Origin of the sequence: Paenibacillus provencensis, from assembly GCF_042678545.1 — a bacterium.
Lineage (GTDB): Bacteria > Bacillota > Bacilli > Paenibacillales > Paenibacillaceae > Paenibacillus > Paenibacillus provencensis.
This window is the reverse complement of record NZ_JBHTKX010000001.1, coordinates 1,891,073-1,907,335: the sequence shown is the minus strand read 5'-3', so window position 1 is coordinate 1,907,335 and position 16,263 is coordinate 1,891,073. Positions and strand designations below refer to the sequence as shown.

At 45.5% G+C, this 16,263-nt stretch carries 9 protein-coding genes and 1 riboswitch; of the genes, 4 read left to right on the top strand and 5 right to left on the bottom strand.

Annotation, left to right across the window (positions count from 1 at the left end; all coding sequences use genetic code 11):
* Positions 1–301 precede the first annotated feature (301 nt).
* On the top strand, positions 302–1,150 hold the full coding sequence (locus ACFQ3J_RS09135) for a formylglycine-generating enzyme family protein (protein ID WP_244533258.1): 849 nt from the start codon (positions 302–304) through the stop codon (positions 1,148–1,150).
* Between the two features lie 73 nt (positions 1,151–1,223).
* On the opposite strand, the gene ACFQ3J_RS09130 is transcribed toward ACFQ3J_RS09135, so the two are convergent.
* Complete coding sequence (locus ACFQ3J_RS09130; RefSeq protein ID WP_170862381.1) at positions 1,224–2,552, bottom strand: hemolysin family protein; 1,329 nt, start codon at positions 2,550–2,552, stop codon at positions 1,224–1,226.
* 258 nt (positions 2,553–2,810) lie between these two features.
* Here ACFQ3J_RS09130 and ACFQ3J_RS09125 point away from each other — a divergent pair, with 258 nt between their 5' ends.
* Entirely contained in the window at positions 2,811–3,545 is a 735-nt protein-coding gene (locus ACFQ3J_RS09125) for a DUF1836 domain-containing protein (protein ID WP_251583420.1), read from the top strand.
* Positions 3,546–3,629: 84 nt separating this feature from the next.
* Here ACFQ3J_RS09125 and ACFQ3J_RS09120 read toward each other — a convergent pair whose 3' ends face one another.
* A complete protein-coding gene (locus ACFQ3J_RS09120) occupies positions 3,630–3,848 on the bottom strand; it encodes a hypothetical protein (RefSeq protein ID WP_251583422.1) in 219 nt (72 codons plus the stop codon).
* A gap of 472 nt (positions 3,849–4,320) precedes the next feature.
* On the opposite strand from ACFQ3J_RS09120, the gene ACFQ3J_RS09115 reads away from it, so the two are divergent.
* Positions 4,321–5,463 (top strand): glucose-1-phosphate adenylyltransferase, encoded by a 1,143-nt coding sequence (locus tag ACFQ3J_RS09115; protein WP_251583423.1) that lies wholly within the window; start codon positions 4,321–4,323, stop codon positions 5,461–5,463.
* Positions 5,464–5,483: 20 nt separating this feature from the next.
* A complete protein-coding gene (glgD, locus tag ACFQ3J_RS09110; protein ID WP_251583424.1) occupies positions 5,484–6,584 on the top strand; it encodes a glucose-1-phosphate adenylyltransferase subunit GlgD in 1,101 nt (366 codons plus the stop codon).
* Between the two features lie 121 nt (positions 6,585–6,705).
* Here glgD and ACFQ3J_RS09105 read toward each other — a convergent pair whose 3' ends face one another.
* From ACFQ3J_RS09105 to ACFQ3J_RS09095, 3 genes are all read right to left on the bottom strand, one after another.
* A complete protein-coding gene (locus tag ACFQ3J_RS09105) occupies positions 6,706–7,167 on the bottom strand; it encodes a C40 family peptidase (RefSeq protein ID WP_091155651.1) in 462 nt (153 codons plus the stop codon).
* Positions 7,168–7,173: 6 nt separating this feature from the next.
* Positions 7,174–7,311, bottom strand: a riboswitch (cyclic di-AMP (ydaO/yuaA leader).
* Between the two features lie 348 nt (positions 7,312–7,659).
* A complete protein-coding gene (locus ACFQ3J_RS09100; RefSeq protein ID WP_251583425.1) occupies positions 7,660–9,354 on the bottom strand; it encodes a DUF11 domain-containing protein in 1,695 nt (564 codons plus the stop codon).
* On the bottom strand, positions 9,351–16,103 hold the full coding sequence (locus ACFQ3J_RS09095) for a hypothetical protein (RefSeq protein ID WP_251583426.1): 6,753 nt from the start codon (positions 16,101–16,103) through the stop codon (positions 9,351–9,353). The genes ACFQ3J_RS09100 and ACFQ3J_RS09095 overlap by 4 nt, the downstream gene beginning before the upstream one ends.
* Between the last annotated feature and the right edge of the window lie 160 nt (positions 16,104–16,263).

The window sequence follows — 16,263 nt, the reverse complement described above, 5'->3', positions numbered from 1 at the left end:
GAATGAGGTTATTTTTCACTCTAGATATGATAACGATTATAACTCAGATAAGAGACAATGACCATGTAACTTACATACGGTCTAAATGGATTAAACTCCAAAATTGGAAAAAGGTGATAGGATAATTAAATGGAGGTAAGCATGAGGCTATTAACACATTAATAGAAGGAAGTGACTAGAGACGATGCAGAATAAAGGCTGCTGTTCAGCCAGTAGTTCTTCACACTCGGTGCATAGTGAGGTAGATATTCAAGTTCAATATAAACAGAAGACTGATAAGCCCTCTTCAGCCATAATTCATATGAATTGGACTGATATTCCGGCAGGCTCTTTTGTTATGGGATCGGACACGTCAGAAGGTTTTCCAAGTGATGGTGAAGGGCCTGTTCGAGAGGTGTACGTCGATTCCTTTCGTATGTCAGCCTTTACCGTTACGAATGAACAATTCAGACAATTTATTGAATCTACAGGGTATGTAACGGAGGCTGAGAGATATGGCTGGTCTTACGTATTCCATCTGTTTGTCTCTGAGGAGACCAGACAGCAGGTGCGAAGCACGCCTCAACAGGTGCCTTGGTGGTATGTCGTAGAAGGGGCAGACTGGAAACGGCCAGAGGGGCCCGATTCAAACATTGTGGACCGGCTTAATCATCCGGTTGTACATATCACTTGGAATGATGCCATGGCTTATTGTGCCTGGTCAGGAACTAGACTACCGACAGAGGCGGAATGGGAGTATGCGGCTCGGGGCGGGTTGAAGCGGAAGACATATCCTTGGGGTGATTTGCTGAAACAGGGTGGAAGGCATATGTGCAACATATGGCAGGGGAAGTTCCCAGTCAAAAATAATGCAAGTGATGGCTATATTGGCACTGCTCCTGTGGACTCTTATGAGCCAAACGGATATGGGTTATATAACGTCGCAGGAAATGTGTGGGAATGGTGTGCAGATTGGTTCACTCCGGAGTATCATCGTGAAACGTCAGCCGACAATCCCCTGTATCAAATGGAAACAGGCAGAAGGTCGATGCGCGGCGGTTCCTATCTGTGTCACCGGTCTTACTGTAACCGCTACCGAGTCGCAGCACGTAGCAGCAACACGCCAGACAGCTCAACAGGAAATTTGGGTTTTCGCGTCATCCTAAACTAAAAAATACGGCAGGCCCTAAGCATACTTAAGGGCTGCCGAAATTCTCGATTATTATAATATTGTTAAATGTTCTCTAGCCTACCGCCTGAGGGGTCAATTCGAGCTCAATCTCCTCGGGTGCTTTTTTAAATTCGACCTTCTTGACGCGGTTGCGTCCTACTTCTTTGACGGTGAAGACCATTCCTTCGTGATAATGGGTATGGCCGACTTTGGGGTTCATTAATATGGTGAACAGCCAGCCGCCAATCGTATCGGCGGTTTCTAGATCGAAGTGCAGGCCTGTGAGGTCAGCAATTTGATCCAATTGAATCTTGCCATCTACAATATAATGCATTTCTCCGATCTGTTCGATTTCCTTACGCTCCTCGGAGTCAAATTCATCACGAATTTCGCCGACGATTTCTTCGAGAATGTCCTCAATCGTGATGAGCCCGGCTGTACCGCCGAATTCATCAACAATGACAGCCAGGTGCACCTGTTCTTTTTGCATTCTTTTTAATAGTTCATTCACAGGAGTTGCTTCTGAGACAGACAGTACAGGATGCATAAACTGCTTCAAATCAAACGTTTCATTCTCTCTATAATTCAGGAACAGCTGCTTCGTATTAATCATCCCTACGATCTGATCCTTGCCTTGGTGAGCAACAGGAAAGCGCGTATATTGTTCTCTGTGGATGATGCTCATGTTCTCTTCGAGTGTATTGTTGGTGTACAAGCAAACCATATCGGTACGAGGAATCATGATCTCTTTGGCAAGCTTCTCGTCAAAAGCAAATATACGGTTTACATATCCATATTCCGTATTGTTGATTTTACCGCTTTGGTAGCTCTCGGATAATATAATCTGAATCTCTTCTTCCGAGTGTGCATCCTCGTGCTCCTTCACAGGCTTTAGGCCAAACATTTGAACAAGCTTGTTAGCCGAGCCGTTAAGCAGCCAAATAAACGGATACATAATTTTATAGAACAACATAATCGGTCTTGCAACTAGGAATGTGATTGCTTCGGCTTTTTGAATAGCCAGCGTCTTCGGAGCAAGTTCACCTACAACGACATGTAGGAATGTAACGATCGCAAATGCAATAATGAAAGAGAAGAGATGAACTAATTCATCGGGAGCACCCAGGCGTGCAAACAACGGTTCAATCATAATCGCGACAGTGGGTTCACCTAACCATCCAAGTCCTAACGCTGTAATGGTAATGCCTAGCTGACATGCGGATAGATAACCATCCAGATTCGTCGTTACCTTCTGTACGGCAAGGGCGCCTCTGCGTCCTTCAAGCACGAGCTGGTCGACACGGCTCGGCCTGAGCTTAATGATCGCAAATTCGGTTGCAACGAAGAATGCGGTTAGTACAATGAGTATTGCAAACAAGAATAAATTCAGTCCTATACCCATTAGAGTTCTTCACAATCCTTTTTTATAAATTTTGAGTTCATATGAACTAATATACAGAACTTATCCTGTGATTATCAATGGTCTGTAGGGTTTATAATAGACCGTATGAGGTTAATTTGGCCCCAAAAGGAAGTTAGACGCCAAATTCCCTTAACCAGACCTCTCTTTACAAGGTTATACGTTCGGCGTAATATAATTCCATGTGATTTTTAAACGTACCGGAATCATTTAACAACACACGCAAGGGAGGTCCATTAGATGACAGAGTTATTCTCACTTACTCGCTCTGAAATGGCACAATTGCTGCTGTCCATCGAAGGACAACATACAGAAACACCCCTGGCTATGCTTCAAAAAGCATGGAATAAGCATCATCCGTCGGAAGTGGAGAATGGCAATACACTCCCCGCATTTCTGTCGACTTCTTTACCGCCTATATTAGAGAAGCTCATCAAGGGCAATCGTGCAGCTGGATTCTCATTACAGGAAATTGCTTCGCTCGGTCAGCTTGTTGAATATTCCAACGTTTCTATTACATCCATGCAAAATTGGGTGAAACGGGACTTTAAAGAATATCTGTCATCTCCGAAGATCGGGAAAAAGTATTCCATTAATCAAGCCTCACTATTGTTTATCATTGATGATCTTAAATCTGTGCTTGATTTTGAGTCTATACGTCATTTATTTGAAGGCGTATTTAACCAGCCGGAGCGCGATGATGACGATCTGGTTAGTCCACTGAAATTGTACAGTACCTATGCTGAACTGTTCGAACAGCTTGACGGCCAATATGATCAAACGATCCATACGGATAAGACAGTGGAGGAAGAAATACGCTCAGCGGCCAATAAGATGGCGGGCCAGTTTACTCATTTGTCTGAGAAGCAGCATCTAATTGTGCGAAATATTTTATTCATCGCCACATTATCGATCCAAACCACTTATCTGTATTCTCTGTCCAGACGCTATTTGAATGCCACCTTATTTTTATAAATATACAAAAAAAGACAGTCCTCGTACAAAAGTTTAGTTTTTGTACACGACTGTCTGATTTTTTGGTAATTCATTTTTGGTTAGTTACCTTTCATTCCATCCGCCAATAATACTCGAGAGCAACATACACTCCTCATCCTCCAGCTCGGCAATAAAGTTGAGGCTCTCATGATCCTCTGGATCGGAACAGTAAATTTCACGTCGTCCATCCTCATGATGAACAATGATGAAATTGGAACCTGCTTTCGTCTCCAATTGATACTTCATCCCTACACCAGGCAATTCAGATTTGAGAAGTTCCATGGGAATAATCCCCTTTCTTAGCTTTAATTCTTATTCTAGTTCATACACTCAAAGCCGTATTTTACTATCTGTGTACATGTAATGCAAGCCAAATGCATTATATTTTTTGTGAAAATACAAAAATGGCCATAGTCGACATATCCTGAGGAGATTAGGGGTAAAACGTCATAAACCTCTGTTTGTCAAGAGCTATTGCAATTGTTTATAATAAAATAGAAATGATTTAATTTTATAATACCTATTAATGTGTTATGAAATTAAATCAGATGTGTAAATATTCTTAAGATTCTTCACTCTCTTAGTTTAACCTCATGCATCAAGTGCTTACCGCTATTTACCACTTCTTCTGAGTTAACATCGTTCCTTACCTTCTTTACAAACAAACATACATTACATTACAACTTCATACCTGCGTATTCACTTCATTAGAAGCAGCTACAGTTACTCATACTGATCTTGAGGAGGCTCTTCCATGAATAAAAAAGAAGTGGTGGCCATGTTGCTGGCCGGAGGACAAGGTAAACGTTTGAAAGGTCTGACCAAAACTTTAGCCAAGCCTGCGGTTTATTTTGGAGGAACCTATCGTATTATTGATTTTCCGCTTAGTAATTGTGCCAACTCCGGGATTGATACTGTCGGTGTACTCACTCAGTATGAGCCGCTGATTCTCCATTCCTATGTCGGTATAGGCAGTGATTGGGACCTTAACCGGCGTAAAGGAGGTGTCTTTGTCCTTCCTCCGCATGAACGTGAAGGGAGCAACAGCTGGTATCGGGGAACGGCGGATGCGATTTATCGCAATATCCATTTTGTCGAACAGTTTGATCCCGAGCATGTTCTGATATTGTCAGGCGATCATATCTACAAGATGAACTACGACGCGATGCTGCAGTACCATAAAGAGAGGGATTCGGATTGTACCATATCCGTGATTGACGTCCCATTATCTGATGCAAGTCGATTTGGATTACTAAATACGAATGATAATTACGAAATATCTGAATTTGAAGAAAAGCCGGCGATGCCGCGAAGTACGCTTGCTTCCATGGGGGTGTACCTGTTCAAATGGTCTGTACTCCGTCAGCATTTGCTCGAAAGCGAGCAGGATCCGAATTCAACGTATGATTTTGGGAAAGACATCATTCCTCTTCTGCTCCGCAATGAGAAAAGGCTGTTTGCATATCCTTTTGACGGTTATTGGAAAGATGTCGGTACCGTTCAAAGTCTATGGGAGGCCAATATGGACCTCTTGGTAGACGATCCTCCTTTAAATTTGAATGATCCGAAGTGGCGGATATTTTCCCGTAATCCCAATGAACCTGCATGTTACATTTCGAAGGAAGCACGAGTACGCAGCAGTATCGTTAATGAAGGCTGTGTTGTTCACGGGGATGTGAACAGGTCTGTATTATTTTATGGCGTTGAGGTTGGAGAGGGAAGCGAAATTACAGATTCGGTAATCATGCCTAAGGTGAAGATTGGGAAGAATGTCAAGATCCATAAAGCCATCGTAAGTGAAAATATGATCATCGGAGATGGTACTACGATCGGTGGAGAGGATCAGGATGAAATATTGCTCGTAGATGAAGCTTACAGATCGTTTGAAATAATATGAACAGGGACGGTGGCCGATATATGCAACAGCTCATGGGTGTAGTGAACTTGGATCATGAACTCGATTTGATGAACGAATTAACTTATTTTCGCTGCGGCGCAGCCGTTCCATTCGCAGGCAGGTATCGTCTGATCGATTTTGTCCTGTCCAACATGATGCATTCTGGAGTTCATAACATCGCGTTGTTTGTCCGCCGAAAATATCGATCCCTAATGGATCATTTAGGGGAAGGAGCGCCATGGGACTTGGATCGCAAGAATGGAGGATTGTTCATATTGCCACCGGATTGGAATGATCCTACCGACAGGTCCAAGGGAGACTTACAGCATTTTCATAACAATCGTGATTTTTTCATGAGAGGGACTGGAACGCATATTATTCATACCGGCAGCCAGCATCTCTATACAGCTGATTATAGAGAGATGTTTAATAATCATATGGAAACACAGGCTGACATCACCTTGCTGTATAAAAGAGTAGATGAAATCCTCCCCGAACATGCTTCATGCATCCGGATGGATGTGGACAACGGATGGGTCACAGGGATGCATGGAGAAGGTGGACATCCTAATATCTATTTGGGTGCATTTATTGTGGAGAAGCAGCTATTCTTGAAATTAATAGAACACTGTATTGCTCATGGCCAGAACCATTTCTTTCGAGATGGAATTCAGAACAACCTGGCCAATCTCAAGATCGCTGCTTATGCTTATAACGGATATCATGCCGTGATTAACTCCGTAGACAGCTATTATCGCATTAGTCTGGAACTGCTTCAGCAAGAACAATACAACCAGCTGTTTAAATATCATGAGGTGCATACCAAGATTAAGTATGAACCGCCAACTCGTTATTTAGAGCATGCAGAAGTCAATAATTCCTTGATTGCGAACGGATGCGTTATTGGAGGAACCGTGGAGAACAGCATCATTTTCAGAGGAGTTAAAATACATAGCGGGGCGCAAATACGCAACTCGATTATTATGCAGAAATGCGTAATTGAGGAGAATGCGGTGCTTGAGAACGTGATATTGGATAAGGATGTACACTTATCTGTGGATCGCAAGCTGATCGGTGATGTTAAGAAGCCTTATGTGATTGCGAAGAGCAGCCAAATCTAAACGCTATGCTCCATGCGGGCTGAGCAGGCGTACACAGCAGAAGGTCCAGGAATCATTCCTGGACCTTCTATCATGGCTATACGCTTATGTTGTTTGAGAAATAATAGATCGGGTAATGTAATTATAATCCAGCTCTTTTAGCAGAGGCCGGGCTAAGCATTCTTTTGGCGCCGTAATACTTGGAGCTCCAATAGCCTTTGTTAATAGGTGTAATAGCAATCCCTTTGGAAGAAGTAGCGGAGACAAATTGGTTATTGCCAAGATAGATTCCTACATGTGAAACACCGGATCCACTAGTATTAAAGAAGACGAGATCTCCCTTTACAAGCTCAGATTTCTTGATAGCCTGTCCTTTATGAAATTGCTGTTTGGAGCTATGAGGCAGATTTACGCCAAGCTGCTTATATACATAACGAGTAAATCCAGAGCAATCAAACCCAGAAAGGGTCGAACCGCCATATTGGTATGGTATGCCTACCGTATTGTTAACTGTTTTGGATAGAATGGAAGCCGATGCTTCTGTGACTCCTGCGGAGAATAATAGAGCGAACCCTAATGCCGCAGCTGTTAGTGTCTTTTTCAAAGTAAATAATACTCCTTCCAATGCCTGCGAGGTTAGCTAAGGATTCGGTTGAAGGTTCCCTATGATCACTTCATATTGATCAATTCACCCATAAAATGGTCGGGTCCCCCGCTTCTTGGTGCTAGAATTCGGCAGTTATCAGTCATTCACCTAAAGATTTCGACAACGAAGTGACATTAATAATTACGAAATTGTTACTTTATCTATTCTTGGATTTTATCACTCACTGGTATATTTATCAACTCTCTTTTCCGAAGTTTGGCATAGTTTTTTCGTTTTTATGTAAAATAACGGTTTAAACACTCGTTAATCCGTAGGTATAAGAAATGTAGAATGGATCATTTGTTCATAAATTTCTAACAAACTTGTAATTAGTTTCTGTCGAACTGAGTAGAATGAAGATTTTGCATAAATCCTAAGAATTAAAAATCCCTCCCTCTCTTCCTAAGAAGGAAGAGAGAGAGGGATTCTTATATCATGAAATATCTATTCCTATTCATCATGCTGCTCGATTACGATGATGTATTCATTCGAATTGACTTCCAGTGTATATTCCTCATTCTCAAACAAATAAGTGAATAATGCAGTGACATACCCTTTTAACAAATCGGATGGTAAGAGTCCGTCGATCTTCACACGAACGATATATTCAATTTCAGCATACTCTCCCGGCTCAAGAACACCGATGAAGAGTATCCCATTTATTAAATCTTGTGTATAGAAGACCCTCGTCGTCCCATCTTGTAAGCGCAAGTGACCTGATATAAGCTCGGTACCCGGTGGGGTGAGGCCTCTCAGCGATAGAGCTGCAGCTAGATTTCCAGTATTGCGAATTAAGATCTGAATGGTCACCTCGTCACCCCGTTCAACCCGGGCAGGGTATGAGGTAAGCACCGCCTGAATAACAGGAGCAAGAAATAATACCTGGACCTCTGCTTCCTCTCGGAGCGAGACCGTTCTGCTATCTGACAGTCGATACGTAAACTGAAGGGATGCTTGATTCATCAAATTCATCTGAGATATCCGGGAATATGGTGTAAAGGATATAAGGGCTCGATACGTGATGACGGTTCTAGAACGTGGAAACAAAGTGCCCAGCCGTATACCGATCACAGGATTTGCATTTTGAACTTCAACCCCGTTAATTCGAACAGAATGATCCTGGAAGATAAGACCTTGTGGAAAATTCATATAGTAAACAGCCTCAATCGGAAGATCTCCTTCATTCAGTATCGTAGCGGTAAACTGAGCAGCTCCTCCATAGGTGACTTGCTCAGGCATTACCGTTACGATCATGTTCACAACAGGATCAACCGGTGACAGCACAACTTCATTGGAACCAGTCTGAACAAGCACCCCGTCAGAGGTGTAAGATACGAGTACTTCACTGGATAAGGGACTACTAATGCTCAGCACACGTACCTGGTATGTCAGCTGTATAACCTCCCCAGGGTTAATGACCGGAAGTATAAAGCCTTGAACAGGATCTAGACCCGGAGAGATGATACCGTTAAGCACCACACTCCCCGGCACAAAGCTCATCCCTGCAGAGAGCAATACGCTTAATCTCGCATTGACCACTGGTACAGTGCCCGTATTTTGAATCGTTATTGTAAATGTAATGACATCTCCAACAAAGGTTTGCATAGTGTTTGCTCGCTGAGATATGATGAGCTGCGCATTCGCAAGTGAGATTCGTACACCGTTTGAAGTAATATCCCTCCTAATTATTCGACCATCCAACGTTTGAAAAGTATACGCTGCGCTTGCCACATTGTAGAGCTCGTTAGAAGGCGGGAGGCTCGTGACGATTGTCTGAAAACGGATATTCGTGGCAGACTTGCTGGCAACGATGCCTATATTTAGACCTGAGGTTATGTCTGCCCCCGGAAGAGGCTGCCCATTTATAAGGACGCTGTTAGCAATAAATTGCAGGTTCTCCGGGATCGCATCCCGCACAATCACCTCTGCATCTGCATTTCCAGTGTTAGAAATATTCAGCTCATAAGTGATGATGCTGCCCAGTCCTGCTTGCGTTACCGAAGCCGATTTCTCGAGTGTAATTACCGGGCCCGTTAGTGGAATGCTCACCAGATTGGAATAAGCTACTCCATCCGAAGCTCCTGATATAAAGGTAACTGACGTTTGGTTCTGAAGACGGCGTTCCTGATTAGGATCAAGGCTCATATCATGACAACCTGCACCTGGAATGTGACGGTGACAGAGCTACCTTCTTCAATGGTCCCTACATTTATGCCTGAATTCGGATTTGCCGAAGGTCTTGGCGCACCGTCTACGGTAACACTGCCGGTGACAAAAACAGTACCTGCAGGTACAGGGTCAACCATGATGACATTGTTCACTTCAGTAATTCCGTTGTTGGTGATAACGACAGTATACGTGATGATATCTCCGACGACAGCATCAATAGCAGGTGAGCTCTTTACCACAGAGACTTCTGGCGAAGATACCGGAATTACCAGCACATTGGAGCTGACTGTTCCCGATAATACACGTCCATCTGGCGGAGAGTAAGTATAGTTACCGGTGGCCTGATTCACTAACTGCTGGGGATTCGGCAGAATATCCACAACGACTTGAAATGTTACGGTAATTGAAACGCTATTTCCAGGCTGCACCACACCAACCGGTATGCCCGTTTCTGGATTGACTCCCGGCTGAGGAACTCCGTTAATGAGTACGCTGTTTGGAACGAGTACCGCACCGGTAGGAATGTCATCAAACAAGACGATATCTGCTGGCAAGTTGCCGTTGTTCGTCAAGCTAAGGAAATACACGATCGTATCACCAACGGTGGCGTTGGATGAGCTTGCCGTTTTGACAAGATTAAAGATCGGCTGATAGATGGCAGTAGACACCGTATTGGAATAAGAAGCACCGGTAAAGGTCCCTGTTGTATAGCTGATCGATGATTGATTACTAATGATATACGGTGCAGGAGGCAGTGCATTGATACTGACTGCAAAGGTAACCGTTGCTGATGCTCCGGGCGCAAGTGTTCCGATGCTGATTCCTCCTGCAGGATTCGCATTAGGCTGGGTAACACCATTAATCGTCACACTGCCGGGAACAAAGCTGCTCTGGGAAGGAAGAACATCAGATAGAACAGCGTTGGTGACGTTGGTTATACCGTTATTGGTAACCAGAACGCTGTACGTTAGTGTGTCACCTACCACTGCAGTAGGAGCAGAGACACTCTTAACTAATGAGACGTTCGGCGAAGAGACCTGAATTTGCAGCAGGTTCGAAGTAAAGGAGCCATTTAACGTACGGCCATCCGGCAATGTATAGGTAAAGGTTGAATTCGCCTGGTTGGATAGCTGCTGACTTACAGGCAGGCTGTCTACAGTTACAGAGAAGAGGACAGTTGCTGTTGTGGAGATGACCCCGAGGTCAATCCCTGCTGCAGGATTTGCACCTGCTACAGGTGATCCATTTACAATGACACTGTTAGGAACGAGTGTTGTTCCGGCAGGAATATTATCCGTAAGGATGACATTTGCCCCATAATTGCCGGTATTCGAGTATTCGATGCTATAAACGACAGTATCTCCCACTGTCGCATTAACCGTGTTCGCTGACTTTACTGCAGTCAAAATCGGTTGAAATACAGGAGTCGTAACGGTATTGGAGAAGGCGCTCCCCGAGAAAGTACCGGAAGTAAAGGTAACCGTCGTCCGGTTTGTAACCTCTGCAGGTGTTGTAGGAGGCAGAGCGTTTACCTGTACCTGAAAAGTAACATTGACGCTGGCCCCCGGCGGAATGCTTCCAATGTTAATGCCGGTAGAAGGATTGGCTGTGGGAATAGGTGCTGCATCCACGGTTACACTTCCGGGAACAAAGGTTGTAAATGAAGGCAACGGGTCGCTCAAAATTACGTTATTTATCGCTGCAATGCCGTTATTCGTGACGTTAACACTGTAAGTATTTACATCCCCCACGGATAGCGCCGTCAGCGCAGATATTTTTACTACCGCCACATTGGGAGCGGACACCGTTATGACAGAGATGTTGGACACGGTGCTGTCACTTAAGGTTCGGCCGGAAGGCAGGGTGTAAGCATACGCAATAAAGGATTGGTTTGACAGAATTTGCGGATTCGGCAGTGTGTCGATAACGACCGAGAACATAATGGTTGTAGAAGTGCCGGGAGCCACGACTCCACTCGGAATGCCTACTGCCGGATCGGCTCCTGGAGCAGGCAGACCGTTAATCAATACACTGTTAGCGACCAGAGACGTCCCCGCCGGGATCGGATCGGTTAATGTGAATGATGCAGCATAGTTGCCTGAATTCGCTACACTGATGGTGTAGGTTATTGTGTCTCCGACGGTCGCATTGATGCTGCTTCCTGATTTGACAGCGCTAAGCACAGGCTCATATACCGGGATGATCGGAGTGTTGGAATATGTGGTACCTGTAAATGCGCCAGAAGAATAAGTGACTGCTGCCTGATTCGTGATTTGTGGAGGACTTGGCACAGTGTCAACACTCACGTTGTAGGTGACCGTAGTAGAGGTTCCAGGTGTAATGGTGCCCAGATTAATTCCCCCCGAAGGAAATGCGGTAGGATCAGGAATGCCGTTAATCGTCACACTGCCCGGAATGAAGGTCGTACCTGGTGTAGAATCTGAAAAGAGGACATTCGTGATCGGAGCAATTCCTCGATTAAGGGTGGTTACCGTAAAGGTGATAATATCCCCAACTGAAACATCTGCCAGTGAGCTGGACTTTGTGACTTCTACATCCGGGGAGGACACCGGAAAGCTTACAGTATTAGATACCGCAGTACCGGTTAAAGTCCGATTATCCGGAGGCGTAAAAGTAAAGACAGAGGATGCCTGATTGGTAATTAACTGAGGTGACGGCAGGGACGTAACCACGACGGCAAAAGAAACGGATATGCTCTGACCCGCAGCAATGGTTCCGATACTGACCCCATCACTGATTACAACACCCGGAACCGGACTGCCCTGAACAATAACACTATTAGGCGAAAATGTGGTTCCTGCCGGAATGGTGTCGGAAAGAACCAAATTGGCTGCCAGATTACCTGCGTTGGTAACAACAACGGTATATACAATGGTATCACCTACTGTTGCGTTACTTGTACTTGCTGTTTTTTGCAGAGAAATTTGCGGCTGAATGACAGGAATGGTGGATGTATTGGAGTTCGATGTACCCGAGAAGACGCCGGATGTGAAGCTTACGGTTGATTGGTTATTAATCTCTGAAGGCACTGCCATTGTCACATTCACCTCAAAAGTTACGGTCGCGATGGCTGCAGGAGCCAAGCTGCCGATTGGAATGCCTGATTGCGGAGATGCAGATGGAAGGGGGGTTCCATTTACAGTCGCGCTCCCAGGAATGAAGGAAACTTGGGATGGAAGCATATCGCTGAGCACGATGTTATTGATTGCTGCGCCTCCATTGTTTGTAACGACAAGCGTATAGATAATGGAATCTCCCACAATAGCCGTTGTTCTGGAGGGAGTCTTGCTTAGTGTTACATTTGGAGCAGAGACGTTAACCGTAACCGTATTCGATGAAGCTGTACCGGATAGTGTTCTTCCGCTTCCTGTCTGGTAGAAGTAGTTCACGTCAGCCTGATTGATAACCCGCTGTGATGCCGGCAGATCATTGACGGTCGCAATGAAGGTGACTGTCGTCGTTCCGCCAGCAGGGATGCTGGAGATGGTGATTCCTGTTTCAGGGTCTGCACCAGGTGTTGGCTGACCGTCAATAACGACGCTGTTCGTATCAAATACGACTTCAGGTGGAAGCTCATCGAAGAGCGTCGCAAACGATGGAGTATTACCTCTATTGGACAGAATGAATGTATAAGTTAAGGTCTGCCCTACAGTCACAGTGGACAGGCTGGCAGACTTGGCTATTGAAATATCTGCATTATAAACCGGTAAGACGACGGTATTGGAAACAGATGCCCCCGTGAATGTACCGCTGGTAAAGGCGACACTCGCCTGATTGGCGACAAGTCCCGATTCGTTAAGTGCAGCAACCTGCAGTTGGAAGCTGACCAGGACAGAGGACTGACCGGGTACGGAGCCGATGGCAACTCCGGCAGAAGGATTGGAAGCTTGAGACACTACTCCGTTAATTCTCACTGAACCCGGTACAAAGACAGTTCCCTGCGGGATGGTATCCGAGACAATGACATTGCTGACCGGCTCTACGCCATTGTTGGAAGCGGTAAGGGTATAGGTGATGACATCACCGATGGCAGCTTCTGTTGCATTGACGATTTTATCTACAGTGACGTTTGGAGCCGATACAGGTATAGTGACGGTATTGGACAAACTTGAGCCTGTCAGCGTTCGGCCACTTGGAAGGACGTAAGAGTAATTAGCCGAGGCTGTATTTGAAATGGAAGGCGGTGTAGGTAGTGAGGCAACCTGAAGCTGAAAGGTAATGGTATTGTTGCTGCCAGCTGCCAGCGTTCCTATAAATATACCTGTTACCGGATCGGCCCCAGGCACACTGGCGCCCCCTACCGTGACACTGCCTGGGACAAATAAGGTGCCGGGAGGTATAGGGTCAGTGACCGATACTTGTGCACCGATGTTACCTGTATTTTGCAGGCTGATGTTTACGGTAATGGTGTCGCCAATCGTTGCATAATTGTCATTCAATGCTTTCACTGCGCTGATGATCGGTTGATATACAGGCGTAGATACCGCATTTGAGACTCCAAGACCAGTTAAAGTCCCTGAACGGTATGCGACACTTGCCTGATTGAGGACTTGCCCGCTGGTAGGAACAGACTGAATGAGCACCTGAAAAGTTACTGTCGATGAACTTCCTCCTGCAATGCTCGGCAGTGAAATACCATTTCCGGGATTCGCATTATTACGAGCTACACCATTTACTGTAACGCTTCCGGGTACAAGAGAAGTTCCGGTTGGAATAGCATCCGTAAATACGATGCTTCCCAAGACTGTAGTGCCATTATTCGCGATAACCGTTGTATATGTGAGCACTTCACCAACTGCAGCATCCGTCAGATTCGCTGTCTTGCTGATGACTACGTTAGGCAAAGATACAGGTGTAGATATGGTGTTTGATACTGCTGACCCGCTAAGCACTCTGCCGTCCGGCGGTTGATAGGTGTAGGAAACAGAGGCTAGATTGTTAAGCGTCGGCGGGGAAGGCAGAGAATTGACAACGACTTGGAATGTGACCTGTGAGGTGCTGCCTGCAGCAACAACCCCGATATTAACTCCTGTTGCAGGGTTTGCACCGGAGATAGCAATGCCATTCACCTGGAAGCTTCCCGGCACATAGCTGGTGCCTGCTGGAATATTGTCTGTAAATGTTGTGGTCGCACCGATATTGCCTGAATTCGTAACCGCAACAGAGTAAGTAAGGGTGTCCCCAACGGTTGCATTTGCGATGTTCGACGATTTAGCCAGATTAAAGATGGGGGCATACACCGGCAGTGTTACAGCGTTGGACGGAATAACGCCGGTAATCGTGCTCCCACCCGCAATGCTTTGGAACGTAAAGGCGGCATTCGCGGTGTTTACTACTTGCTGTGGGCTCGGGATGGACGTTACTGTGGCACGATACGTGATTGTCACGCTGCTTGAGAGATTCAATGTGCCGATCGGCACGCCTGAGCGAATATCGAGCGTTGGTTTCTGTGTTCCTGCAACCGTAACGCTTCCCGTAACAAAGGTTAGACCCGCAGGAAGCACATCGGTAAGGACGACATTAGCAGCATTTGCCGTTCCTGTATTTCCAACAACGATGGTGTATATAACGGTATCGCCAACAACCAGGCCGGATACGTTTGCGCTTTTGGATACCGTTATATTAGGGGAATTAATGTTGATCTGCAGTGCATTGGCATTCACAATATAAACATCGCCGGAGGTTGTAAGATTAAGTACGGCTGAGGTCTGGTTATTGACGAGTCTGGCCGAAATATCTACATTCGTAATATCCCAGCCTTGACGTCCGGCAATGATATTCGTCCCTGGTGCACCATTCGTTTGATTCGACGTGCCAAAGCTGCCTGTCGTATTCAACTGACCCGCATCATTATTAATTTGTGAGGCAAAAAAGTTGTTCGCAAAGTTATTCGGCCCGGATAAAGAAACTAGTGAAGCCGAGGTCGGTCCGAACTGTGCAGAGTCACCGGTGCGGTTCGCATCGCCTTCCTGGGCGCTAAAGAGAGCTCTTCCGCCAAGCGCACCTGAAGTAGGTGTAGCAAACCCGGTAATCGTCGATTGATTGGAGGCATTAACCAGCAGGCCGCCAGCCCGAAGCGTCATATTGCGAAAAGGCAGTGTCGGATTGTTATAGATCACGGCGAGTGTCCATCCCGCGTGATTGGCAGTCGTATCGTTGTTAATCACGATTGTTCCCACGACTCCGCCGGTAATATAAGTCCCTGCTCCGCCTTGCTGAACGAGGGGAGTGACATTGGCTGATCTTACATAAGCCTGTGCTCCGTTACCTAGATCGAAGGCATTATAGGTTGTTGGATCAGGCGTCACACTGCTGGTGCCTGCAGGAGTTGTGAAGCTTACCGGATTGTTGATCGCTGAACTTAGATTGACATTGCCGTTGATGTAGGAGCCGCCCCATATGAGCTCGGCATATAGTACTGTACTTCCAGAGGGAAGTACCAGTACGGCTGATGAATTGTTGCTTTGGTATGAGCTTGTAGTGCCTAACGGGTATGTACCGAATCTGACTGCCGAGTTCGTTGTAATAAAAGCGCCTATGCTGTCCAAGGTACCAGGTACACCCTCCGTGTTGGAACGGCTTAGGCCAAGTGTATTCCCGGTAAAGGTTATTGCGCCTGTTGCATTGTACGTTGCACGTAAAACAAGAGGAATTGGATTCGCCCCCTTGAAAATATAGATTAAATTTTGTAAATGAATGAACAACTGAACGCTATTTCATCATGATGTCTTATCATTTGTATCAGCTTATGCCTGAGATCCTGTAAATTTGTTCTTTTTTTCCACAAGCTGACTGTTTTGAAATGGGGAGTCCATATCGTGTACAATGAAATGAGGAAAAGAGTGAGTATTAATCAAGTTATTT

Excerpts from the sequence above, each read along its gene's own strand:
- ACFQ3J_RS09135 (WP_244533258.1), top strand. The coding sequence starts at position 302 with ATGAATTGGACTGATATTCCGGCAGGCTCTTTTGTTATGGGATCGGAC.
- ACFQ3J_RS09130 (WP_170862381.1), bottom strand. The coding sequence starts at position 2,552 with ATGGGTATAGGACTGAATTTATTCTTGTTTGCAATACTCATTGTACTA.
- ACFQ3J_RS09125 (WP_251583420.1), top strand. The coding sequence starts at position 2,811 with ATGACAGAGTTATTCTCACTTACTCGCTCTGAAATGGCACAATTGCTG.
- ACFQ3J_RS09120 (WP_251583422.1), bottom strand. The coding sequence starts at position 3,848 with ATGGAACTTCTCAAATCTGAATTGCCTGGTGTAGGGATGAAGTATCAA.
- ACFQ3J_RS09115 (WP_251583423.1), top strand. The coding sequence starts at position 4,321 with ATGAATAAAAAAGAAGTGGTGGCCATGTTGCTGGCCGGAGGACAAGGT.
- glgD (WP_251583424.1), top strand. The coding sequence starts at position 5,484 with ATGCAACAGCTCATGGGTGTAGTGAACTTGGATCATGAACTCGATTTG.
- ACFQ3J_RS09100 (WP_251583425.1), bottom strand. The coding sequence starts at position 9,354 with ATGAGCCTTGATCCTAATCAGGAACGCCGTCTTCAGAACCAAACGTCA.